The organism is Fibrobacter sp. UWH9 (assembly GCF_900129715.1).
Lineage (GTDB): Bacteria > Fibrobacterota > Fibrobacteria > Fibrobacterales > Fibrobacteraceae > Fibrobacter.
In genome coordinates, this window is the sequence record NZ_FQWP01000002.1 from 133,523 (window position 1) to 146,390 (window position 12,868).

Sequence of the window (12,868 nt, forward strand, 5' to 3'; positions counted from 1 at the left end):
TCCTCACAGAAGGGTCAACAATTTTGTCGATTTTAAGGCTCCATTAATACGAAGCGCAAGATAGGTATTTCTCATGTTGATTCCAGACCAATCCACACGAATGTACTGTTGTCCCGGGGCAAGAGTTCCCGTATAGACATGACGAACAGGAATGCCGCCGGCATTGATCAAATCCAGAGATACATAGGTATATGCATTCATCGTTACCACGAGTCCATCCTCTGTACGAGTGATCGGAATAGAATCATCCGGAGCGGTATAGCCAAAATCTATGGCATACGATGAATCAGGACTTCCAGACCCATTGGGTGTTTCAACTAGGACCAATTGTCCCGTAGGCCAGCTAGGTTCTTTTCCATAAATCACATTGCCGAGCGAATCAACCACATTGAAGCCTACCGCTTCTGCAACAGAGGTGGTCATTCCGACATGCCCCGGGTCATCATTCGCGTTCCAACCCATTTGCCAATCTGGAAGATGCAATGTAAAAGCACCCTCTCGATTCCAGGACATTCCCGAGCCAAGAATATTTTCACAATGGAGATTTACCATCCACCGTCCATTACCGAGATTGGACTTTTCTGCGGTCACACCTTGCGGAAGACCGTCTCCATAGATTTCCATGACTGGAGTAAATCCAGCTTCGACATAGAAATAGTAACGGACATCATATCCGGCAATAGGCATGTTACCTGTATTTTCAACCTTCAGATAAATTTCGCTCGCTTGCGGATCTCCCGTCGTCCTAGCACGGACATCCCTTGCAAGTACACGGGCCGATGTGACATCCTCAATTTCATCTTCCATTTCAGCGCAGGAGCCGCCAATCAGGTTATTGTCTTTGTCAAGGACGATTATACCCTTGTTTTCAACAAAGTCTCTAGCCGCATTAAGCACGAAAGATGGGTCATCCGCAGAATACCAGCCATTCCATTCAATATTGTTCAGTCCAAAAAGGGGACCTTCGCCAAAGAACGGTGAGCCATTTGCCTGAATTACGGAATCAGCAAAACGCCACTCCACATACCCTGTCCGATTGCTTTCGGCATGGACCGAGAGTGTCGAACTATCCTGAGGGAAGAAGGCCGATGCATGAACCAGAGCAGGAACTTCGCCACGGAAGTAATAGCGAACAGAATAACCATTGATAGCCTCGCCTGATGTATTCACGATACGGACTCGCGGACGCAACATGGAAGAATCGGCAAAGCCTTCGTAGCGAACAAACGTCTTTACCTTGCTAGATTGTACAGGTTGCAGGCCATTATCACCAGCCATATTCCACGCAATATCCGATGCGGAAATATCATCCGTAGCCAAGGCCAAGCCAGCAATATCGACTCCAGCAGGCACAATCAATTCGAAGTTTTGTCTTCCAGAGGCAAGTTCAAGAGCCATATTTGATACCGTATAAGCTCTCCATACCTGAGCAAGCGGCATCACACCCTTCTGCTTTGAACCGGCACCGAATTGAACTTCGGCATTTTCCAAACTTGCAGAACGCGCATAGAGCACCAGATTGTACTTTCCGGCCTGTTCGACATTAATCGTCATATTCAATTTCGCATCCTTAGCCGTCGAACGATAGAAATTATTGCCGACGACCGAGCAAGTAAATTGACGGTCAAAGCCATTCACAACATCCATGTCATTTACATTAACAATAATCAGTTGCGATTCCTCGCCCTCATCCGTAACAGGTTTCGATAATTCCAGCACCTGTTCAGTACTCAAGGCCGAAAGATACATGCGAATGTCCGCAATATGGCCAACAAAGCCCTCCATCGTCGAACTTTCGCCTACCGAGAACTTTCCGTTGAACACTCGATTCATAGAAATTCCAGCCGGTTTTGTCATAACCATGTTCCCGTTCACGTAGAAATTGACATTGGAAGAATCAACCGTGACAACCACATGGCTCCAAGCCTTTTCTTGAGGCAACACATTTTCAGCAAGCCAAATATGGTTCTGTTCGACAAGGCGCATATCTTTACCCCTAATCTGAATTTCCATATTACGGCTAACACTGGAGAAGCCCATTACACGGAGCCAGTCATCTTCCTGCGGATAGCCAAGATTTATGCGGGCCTCAAACGTGTAAGAATCAGATACACCCAGATTCACATTGCTGTTGGCAACAGCCTTATCTCCGTCTCGATAGAAATAAAGGCCGACATCGTTAAGCCAAGGCATAAACATGGACAGGTTCAAATCATGGGCCGTCCCAATCATCTCGCGAACAATTTTTCCCATACCTTCCCTTGCAGGATACCACAAGGCGAGAGATTGCGGATACGGATAAAGTTTAGACGATTCATAGGTTATTTCTTCATAGTTATGACCATAATCTTCCACATGCATTGTAATGGCAAGATTACATCCGATGCAACTTGCCAACTCCTTACGGCTAAGACGAACCTTGGCAGAGACATTACCATTGGAATCAGGCATCATCGAAACATCCTTCAATGGTATCGAACTAAATACAGAACGAATATCCACCTTGGCAATTCCCGATTCGGAATCTTCAAGTTTCGCCGAAACCACAAAGATTCGATCAAGTACATCGGAGGAATCAACAACATTCCATGAAGAGACCTTGGGACGGGCAGAATCCGTATAGACCTTCGGACCCATCACCTGCATTTCATTACCAAGGACAGACATGCCCAAGTAGGTCGACTCGTACACACCATTCTTTATCTTGCCAACAGAAGAACCTCCTATTTTCCTAGAACCATCGTAAACAATCGTGTCCGGGATTTCGGCACGAATTTCCGTAATAAGCCTATCGTTTAAATACAACGAGACGATTCCGTCACCCGGCTGATTGCAACTAGCACCATAAGCCATGAAACCATTGTCAAGACCAAGCCATACAGAATCAGACGGGGTAGAACATGCAAAGTTCGCCGGAACAGTCAATGCACGGGCAGCGGCAGGTGCCAAAGGCAACTCCGAAGTATCGTTCTTGGCAATGACAAACACGTAGTTCGTATCCGTCATCGTTCCACGCCTAGGCAACTGCACATGGGCAATTTCATTGGCATCTAGGCTATAAGGCAACAGTTTTGCCGGAGTCACATCATTACTATCGTTCCACAGGGAATCGTTATCAACATACAGATTAAAATTTTTCAAGCCGATTACTCGAACATCACGATCCGATGTGCCTGCTATTGCCGGCAAGATTTCTAGACTGAAATCGGGGATTTCCGCCAATCTAGAATCCATGGCTGCAAAAACCGAGAACGTCTTTGTTACGCCGGAAATCAAAATATATTCCCATAGGTCGTCATTACCCGGATAGCACTTTGAATCATTCCATATTTCACATTCCGCGGTATCAAAGCCATTGGCAACCGCTGCATGCCCGTCTGCACCAAGATATCCATACAGTACCTTGTCAAGCGGGATAAACTTTTTATTCGTAAAATCGACCTTGTAGAGTTTCAAGGTACTCGGCGTAACATTCATATCCCGCATCTCCGCCTTGGAAATCTTGATTTCAATGCGAGGCAACGTATCGCCAAACACCTTCGGAGGCAAAACTTCCACAATCGACCCTGTTATTGGCACGTTGTTAAACACCTCGAAATGGTAGTCTTCGGCAGCAACCGTACGAACCGTAAAATCGTCACTCGAATCAAGCGTACCTTGCGGGAACGTAACAGAAACTTCGTCAAACAGCGATGTGACCGTACCCTGCTCAGTATCCTTTACTTGCTTTCCGATTACCAGATTGTAGTGACTGCAACTATAGTCGCCACCCTCATTATCGCCACCCCAGGTCAAAAGGAACTGTGTATTCCCTTGAAGCCTATTCACATTGAACCAGGCAAGTCTGCGTTCGCCGGACGTCTTGACTTCTATGGCAGAATCTACAACCGGATAATACACGGAATCCTTCAAATATAGAAGATGATATTTCGTCCCCGGTATCAAATTCGCACGTATTTCCACAAGTTCCTTGGGGCGTTTCACATCAATTTCATTTTTGTATTGGATATTGACACTAGATGGAGTTGTTGCATTCCCGACAGCATCAAGATGTGAATGGACAGAATCATCCAAATGAACCAGTCTTGAAGATACGACTTCAACATCCTTAATCCACGGATTACGAGTCCATTCTTTTTCCGCAGCCGTGCCATAATACAAATTATTATCGGATTCTCTTCTATAGTTCACTCCGCTTTGATACCGATAAAGATGATTTATCGTGAGTTCCTTGGCACTTGTCCGTTCCGGCAACTGGGAAGTAAAATCCAAAGAACGTCGATACCTGACATCCTGTTTCCAGTCGGATGCGGCAATATAAAGCGTATCGTTGGAAATTTTGTACTTCTCATTCGGGACACCTTTGAGCAATGTCGTATAAGTCGGAACAACATCACCGCTTATCGAAATCGGCAAAGCAATATAAGCACTAAACTTTTTCGAACTTGCATCATAAGAGTCTGGGCTAATAGACAGCGATCTAACAAGCGAATCACCATTTACAACCTTTGCGGAATCAAGATGCAATGAAGAAAGCGAACCTGGATCAAAATCAACGTCAGAATTAGAATACAAAATCAAATTATCAGGATTAGTCTTAAAATTGGAGAGATTTTTGAAATAACTGGTAGTATCACCGTTCAAAGTGAACTGTTTCAACCAATCAACATCGCTGTAGTCATTATAATAATGATGAATCCTGGAACCCAGCAGATAATATGTTTTCCCATTACCCGGGTTATTTACGCCTTTACCACCTGCAGGATAATCTAAACGTACGGATTTATCCGCATTTTCGGCAAATACGGCCCCAAAAGACTTGTTCATGCTGACATAGAAATCAATATCGCCAGGCATAAAGTAGTCTGTTTTCAACGAATCACCATTATTGGTTATGTTCTGTGCATAACCTGGAGCAAATATATGCGCAATAAAATGGCGACTATTATAATTTATCGTGTCATTTGGGTCGTTGTAGAATTTTAGAGTGAATCGGGATACCTGTTCAAACCCGACACCTTCATCCGCAAAAAGGAATGTATTTCCACCACCAGAAAGTTCACTAGCTTTAAAATATGGTAAATGCTGCGTTTCAAAAGGAGTCAACAAACCATAACTATGCTTAAGATTCCATTGAGAACCATCAAATAGGTTTTTCGCTCTCGATAAATTCATCGTTAGAGAATTTTTTTCGAGCGTATGGAAATATCCATCTTTTTCACCATAGAGGCTTATATTCTTAGAGTCAAAACGAATGGTACGGTTCACAAGATTATCATAGCCGAAAGGAGCATTCCAATACTCGGGAGGAATGGTTAGTTTGATACTAAACTTCAATTTTCTATAGCGAGTGTTATCACAATGATCTGGATTAATTTTTTGTTCATTTGTATAAAAATTGGATGCTGAATTTCCTACAAGTTCTACAGCAAACAGCTCCCTATTGGGGTCGTACTGATTTGAAACAGAATCTTGCGTATATATACACTGATGGACTCCATTTTCATTTACCTCTTCATCTGCCGCGCAAGAGCCCCGTTCTTTTCGAGGGAATGGCAAATACCCACCTTGTCCCGGAGCCGGAATAACTACATCATTAACATCAATTTTAGACAAGTCCCATAAAGAGTTTGTCTTCAACAGAGTATATGCGAGCAATGATCCATCCCATTGTCCATTATTATAAAAAGAATCCCATTCTCTCCATGATGTAACAAACATATCAAACTTCGTTTTCTTGCCAAATTCCGCCAAGTCTGGCCCACCTAAATAGCCATATTTTTTTGCAGCATCAATATCAATATCTATAGATGTTGACAAGGACTGCTCATCAAAATGTATCGGTCTAACATCGGCAAGAGGTTCATTCCTTGTATCTGTGGTATCACACCTTCCATCAGTACAAGACTGGATCCACCTATCTACCCATATGACTGCAACCAAATCCAAACTTTGTCTCTGTCTCTTAATACCTAGACTGAATCGTTCCGGCGTAAAGCCAAGCGGATATTGCGTTCCACTAAATTTTGTAACGAGATTCGCCTCGCGAATATTCTTGGGCAAGTATTTTCCACTCAATTCAGCATCAACAAAGTAATCCGCGATGGGTTCATACCTGTTGACAACTCGTCCCAAACTGGAATCAGTAACGGCCTCGGAAACATAAATGCTCACGGAATCGGTATGCGACCTGTCACCCGGAGTTTTGTCAATCATGCTATTTGTAGTAATTACCGACAATAGCGCTATCGCAGAATCACCCTTAGGTTTATTTCCTCCCGTCGTATCAATGGTTCCAGCAGGGAAAGCCTTGATTACAACCTTATAAGTCCCAGCATCTACAGGATTATTATCCGAATCACGCTTCCCGTTCCATGTTACAGAATACGCCTTGCCGTTAGAATGCGCTGCAACGAATTTATTTGTCTCCAGCACTGAGATTGGATTATCGGCGGAGTCACGAATTTCAATGTTCACATAAGCATCTTTATAAAGAATGCCATAAGGAATGCTCATGGAACCCAATTTATACGAAGTCGGGTCCTTCACGATTAAAGGATAAACAGGCAGACTGTTGCTTAGCACGACCTTAACATCTTGAGAGGTCAGATCAATTTCCTTCGTCTGTACATCGACGAACGCATTTTCACCATCAAGTCCAGTCACCTCGGCATAAACCTTCACCTTTCCATCGGCCGGGAAGAACCGGGAATCCAGGCGGCCATCCCATGTAAACGACAACCCAAAGGCTTCCGGATGAACATTCCAGCCCGTCTGCAGCACATTCATCGTATCGACACCAATGTTCTGACCGGCAAGCGTAAAGCCGGCCATTTCACTAGACCCGAAATACACAGGTACGTTATGCCCAGCCAGTGTATCGATATGGCTGCCAACTATACGGAATGCACCTTCCGACTTCATCACGACATGTCCAGAATCACCCGAGAGAATCATGACATTGTCGGTTGTCGTAGGCGGCATCAACATCGGATAACCGCTCAAGTATTCCGAAGTAATTTCGGGGAAATTGTTCATTTGAGATTCAACACGACACCCCTTGTCAAGATTCATGATGACATTGCCCTTCAGGGCCATGCAGGTTTCGCCAAAAGACGAAGACAAGAACGAGACTTGCAATTCAGACGTGTTGGGCAAACCGGACCATCTCAAATGATACAAGCTGTCATCTTGATAGAACCACACCCCTGCAGGGGACTTTGTGGAATCATAAACCAATCCAGCAGTCAAATCATAAGGCGAACCATAATACGGGTTTGCCCAGGCTCGTTCAACCGACCTGTCAAAAACACCGACGCCCTTCGAGTCTTCTGCATAGATACGCAGCATATATACTCCAGACGGATTCCCCGTCAGACGGAGCGACATGTTTACTGAATCCACCCCGACGACCATGGAGGTTTTCGATACATCGAATGCGACTACCGGTTTCACGCTGTCCGCCGCGAGTTTACCCAAAGTTATAAGGACCGAATCCGTACGCCAGGAACAACTATCGCACGTCTTGACCCCAAGTTCAATATAATACTGCTTATCATAGATGGTATCTCGATAGAAATAACCCAACACTCCTTCGTTACTCTGCGCAATTTTCGATATATTCGCGCTATCCTTCGAACGGTTGGCTGCAACAGTCATGATTTTGTCTGTTTCCCATTCCGTCGAATTTGCTTCCCTATACCTTAGACGATAAACAGCGGAATTTTCGTCATCGTCAAAATCGGGCGGAGCAATGCCCACAATCGGGATAATCGGCATCTTTAAATCACCAGATTCCGTAGGAGAAACAATATTCGGATGACGTTTTCCCACAAAGAACAGACTGGTGCGAACACCGACATTTCCCGCCAGATCCACACAGGCTGCTTCAAGATAGCGTTTCCCGTCATTTGTTCCAATCAAGCCCTTATCAAGATAGAACCTGAATGTTTCCGTATGCAATACGGAGCCAGTAATTTCACGCCACTGATTTTCATTGCCGCCACCAATAATTCTATAGCTACACTTCATACCGGTACGGTTGACAGCCACATCCTTACTTTCGGAAACTTTGATGGAGGCTTCGAACGGTTTTGTAGATGCAGTATCATAGACGGGAATCGTACTTATAAGGCCTTCAATTTGCGGGGCTGTTCGGTCAATCAGCATCTTTTCAGGATACGACTTAATCGGAGTTGATGTATTCTTCGCCTCGTCACGAGTAACGGCAAGAACGCGATACTCGCCATCTTCCAACAGAAGCCCCGTATTTTCGGTCCAGCTACCATCAACCTGGTCTTTGTCAAGCCACACAGAATCACCGGCACGGTCAACAGCATTGCTGTCAGGAATATGCTTAAACAACCAGTTTATAAAGACGGACGTTTCACTACGGCCGTTCAATGCTTCACGAACGGAATACGATATGTTCAGGAGGCTATCCTTAGACACATACACACACTGATTGTCCTGGCGGGCTAGTTTCGGCAAGGAAGCGTATCTAGACACCTTCTGAGAATCCATCGGGGCTGCAACCAAATCAAATTTGGGCAAAGCTGGCGCAGTTTTATCTACCCTAAATTCTACCGTATCATAACCGACATTCAACTTGTGGTTATTAATGACCGAATTCCAGTCCGTTTCACTAGCGGTCTGCTTGACAACCTTTTCGAACAGCGCGTTCACCGCTCCGTAGGCAGTCAAGTTCGGCAAAGCATAATCTATCGCAGCCGCACTTAAACGATACTCACCATCCGTCAGAGATTTCTTGTTTACTCCATCCCAGGTTACAGCAAAGTCCTTCGAGACGACATCGTAAAGGAACGGCAATTTTGCATCAGACACCTTGTTGTAGGTTCCTCCTTTCTTCTGTTCAAGAGTCCATTGCATAATACGGATATCGGCGGCATCCCTGTTTTTCGTTGTCAAGGAATCATTACCATCGACCTTTACACGGGCTATAAAGACGGAACTGTCCGGATTCACGCAATAGCTATCTGTCGTCAATGTGAACTTCGGAGCCGTAGTATCCACGACAAACGGAACCAAATATATATCGCCGCTATCAGACGAATTGTCCGTAGAATTAAAACTTGTCGCATTGAAAACCCAAAGATAATCACCTTCTGCCGGACTATCAACCTTTTGACTTGACGAGAATCTCAGTCCTTCAGCAGTAGGAGAACTCGTCATCGCATGCCATGACGCAATCGAATCCGAGGAATCGCACTTCGCTGTCACGCAACGGAAAATAGAATCTTTAGCGCTGACGATGCTAAAGCCCTGATAATCCAGGGCACTTGCAGAACCCACAAAGCCGTCGATTTTATTCACCACGACATTCGGCAGCGGCCAACTAGATTCCAAAAGGTCTTCAGTAGCCTTAAACAGATAATAGAACCTCTGCGTATTGGAAAGACCAATCTTGTTCACGACAGACACGATTACCGTATTCTGGTTATCCTTCTGTATTACAGAAAGATCATCATTATAGGAGGCATTGAAGTAGTCTCTTGCATTGAAATCAAAATGACCATCTTTTTTCACAGGATGCGGAACAGTCATCAGAGGAGTAGTCGGCCAACTTTGACCAGCAATTCTCTTATAGACTTTGCAGGCATCATTTGCTGTCGGATCCTTTTCCACGTCACATTCCCAGACAAGTTCCTGCTGGAAGTTGAAATTCATATAGATTTCACGCAGACGGTGTGGCATCAAGTCGTCAACAACAAAGGAATATTTTTCAATGTAGTTCGTCACAGTAATTGGTGGAATTTCGTAACGTTCTACGTGACGAATGGGAACCTCATCCGAAGAAACTTTCCCATTAGCATCAATACCACTCACTCGTTCCCATCGGTCAATCTTGACGCCCATTTTATTCCAATCGGCATCTGTCTTAAATTCAATCGGATTTTTCTGATATTCGTTATACCTTTTCTTTTGGAAGGAACCATCAACTTTAAGCGTATCACCAGAAACAAGAACGGAATCTCGCTTTCCGTACAAACCAATTTCGCAATCAGTATTATTACTAGTCCGAGATTTTTCGTAATAGCAATTCGGATCTATGGCCTGCAAAGTAGGATCTGCAACGAAAAGACCTAAATTGACATAAGGTTTTTCATAAAGAAAATCTTCCATCAAGTATGGAGTATGCGAAGACGAACCATCAACAGCCAAACTAAACTTATTTTCTGCGCCATGCCATTTTTTCTGGAAATGTGAATTTACGGGAACCTGATGCGAATACTTCAAATCTGCAATCGCCGCAATTGTAACATAACCCAAACCAACAATAGTCATGTTTATTCCCGTTCCACAAAGTAAAGCTCCTTTAGCTAATTTCAATGCAGGTTGATTCCAAAAAAGAGTTTCTTCCAGAACTGCCGCTGTTACACCAGCAATGGCGAGAATCGCGATAGCTTCATCAATAACGGTGCCGACCCTTGAAAAAGGAACACTAAGTTCATCAAGAAAGTAAGAAAACCAATCTTTAGCAGCGTCTATCGACAATTCAACATCAGCATCTGTAGAAAAATCATTAAAATCAGCATATAAAGCAATATTGCCATTATATGCTGATTTTTTCACATCCGTTCTTGAATCTTTAAAAACAGCAGTTTCGTTTCCACTTCCAGACCAGCTAGGAATCAATGCTGTACCTTGCTCTTGTAAAGTTACACCAGCAAGAAAACCATACGCCATAGACGCAACCGTATTATAGGTTCGTTCAGAAATACTGCCTCCATCACTTAAATGCGTCCACGCATTACTTATTGAAGCGCTTATTGAACTAGGAACAAATTGTGAAAGTCCTGTTTTATTGAAAAAATTTTGATTAGGATCACTAAACGTTAACCCATTTTCGCCATACAGTAATCTGAACATTGGCAAGTTATCTTTATAAGGTTGTCCTTTCAAGAAAGAAACGCCGTCGTCGCGACCTGAATTAGGATCAATATATGCAGTCAAAGAATCTTCTTTATAATAATCAAAGCCATCACCTAACACAGCAAGAATACCCTTACCAAGCAAAGGCGCTACAGAATTACTCCATACAGGAATAACAACCCCTAACAAAGCTATGCTAGAAGAGACTGATTCAAATCCCATTAAAAAAGCTGTTATCGCAAAAGCCTCCATAGTCGCAGCCTGCGTTATGGCCTTTCCCAATCTATCACCAAAATCAACCTCTTTCAATTCAAGCAACAAATTTAATGCACCTGTTCCCTCATGCGGGCTATCAAGAGTTATCACTTTATCAACATCATCATTATAAACATTTCCTTGCACATATTCACGAGACGCAACACCACCCATGCTGTGGGAAATAAGGATATTTCTTGATGGAATTTTACGATAACTATCTAAAGAATCATGACGAAATCCATGTAGCGCACTTTGGCCACCAGCATCAACTTCTTGAGCTTCCTCCAATAAGGAACGACGATTAGAACAACGATTCGGTCCAACCCAAGTTCTTTTTCCAATTTCACTTCCATTATTTCTCGGGGAATTCGCAGGATTCGTAAACGATCGATGAAGATAGACCTTTTCACCATAGTCCTTCTCAAATATATCATCGCGCAGCCAAGGACGTAGGTCTTTAATCATTCCTGCAGCCCTCGACTTTATTCCTTTGGGAATCAAATCACCAAACATCGTATCCTGTGCGGCCTGCGGATAAGGGTCACCTTTATCATTATAACCCTCATCACAATTTAGGCCACCCCATTTAGATCCGGCCCCATGAATTAAGAAAACATTGTATTCTGACAAAGCTTCCATCGGCTTTGCAAACAGGGACACAACCAAAGATAAAAATAGGATTACGTAGTTTGGACGCATTTTTACTCCTAACACAGAAAACTACGTAAAACAAAAAAAATATATATATAATTTGTAAAGAGTTTTTTCTACAAATTTACACAAAATTTACAAGTTGTTTTCACCATAGAAGACTGATACGCTATCATTCGAGAAAATTATCGGAAACGATTCACCTTGTCGGCCAAATTGTATCTCAAGCCAATTTTTCCTATCTATTCCACCATTTTCCAAAAGCCGATAAACTCTATCATCTATCTGCAATTTAGGTCCCCAGAATCGGATTTCTGACATTTGCTTCACCCATATTGAATCAAGAATTTCTTGTTTTTCATTCAATAATTTTAAGGTATCCGAATCTATGGCAAGACATATAAAAGAAGAATCCCTGTAATAGAAATCTAAACATCTCCCTTTCCACATCATACTCGATATTTCCACTTCTCTCAATAATTTCTCTTTATCATCTAGATAGAAATAAAATCTTCTAACCGCCGAGACGGAACCTTCCTCATTGGAATAAAACGTATTTATTTGCATTTTACTATCTATCGAATCAATAGAAACTTTTTCATCAGATATTTCCAAATCTTCAACAACATTTTTGTCAAAATTCCATTTTAACGCTTTGTTCACTTTAAATGGAGGAAATTTATAATCATAAAAAATCAAATTTGTTTTATCTAATTGAAACACACATGCTCCACAAGGTGTTGACGGAGCTACAAGTTCTCTTAGAACTTCTTCTCTATACATATTTACTAAGAAAAACTTTGACTCAACCAAATTCCATTCAGTATCATATCCCTGAAGATATGATGAATAGGATTCCACCAAGTTCTCATAATCCACATTCAACAAAGCTAATGAGTCACTATTCACAGCAACAAGCGAAACACGTACTCTAGAATCAACAACCTTATCATCTCTAGAACATGCACTAAATAACAGCATAGAGATCATTAACAAACAATATACCATCTTTTTCATCTTATTATAAAGATAGTTATAAGAACAAAACAATATCAAGATGCTTTAA

General features: G+C 42.8%; 2 protein-coding genes. Both read right to left on the bottom strand.

Annotation, left to right across the window (positions count from 1 at the left end; genetic code table 11):
* Window positions 1-3: 3 nt before the first annotated feature.
* On the bottom strand, window positions 4-11,850 hold the full coding sequence (locus BUB94_RS02360; RefSeq protein ID WP_139260106.1) for a LamG-like jellyroll fold domain-containing protein: 11,847 nt from the start codon (window positions 11,848-11,850) through the stop codon (window positions 4-6).
* 87 nt (window positions 11,851-11,937) lie between these two features.
* Window positions 11,938-12,819 (bottom strand): hypothetical protein, encoded by an 882-nt coding sequence (locus BUB94_RS02365; RefSeq protein ID WP_139260107.1) that lies wholly within the window; start codon window positions 12,817-12,819, stop codon window positions 11,938-11,940.
* Window positions 12,820-12,868 lie beyond the last annotated feature (49 nt).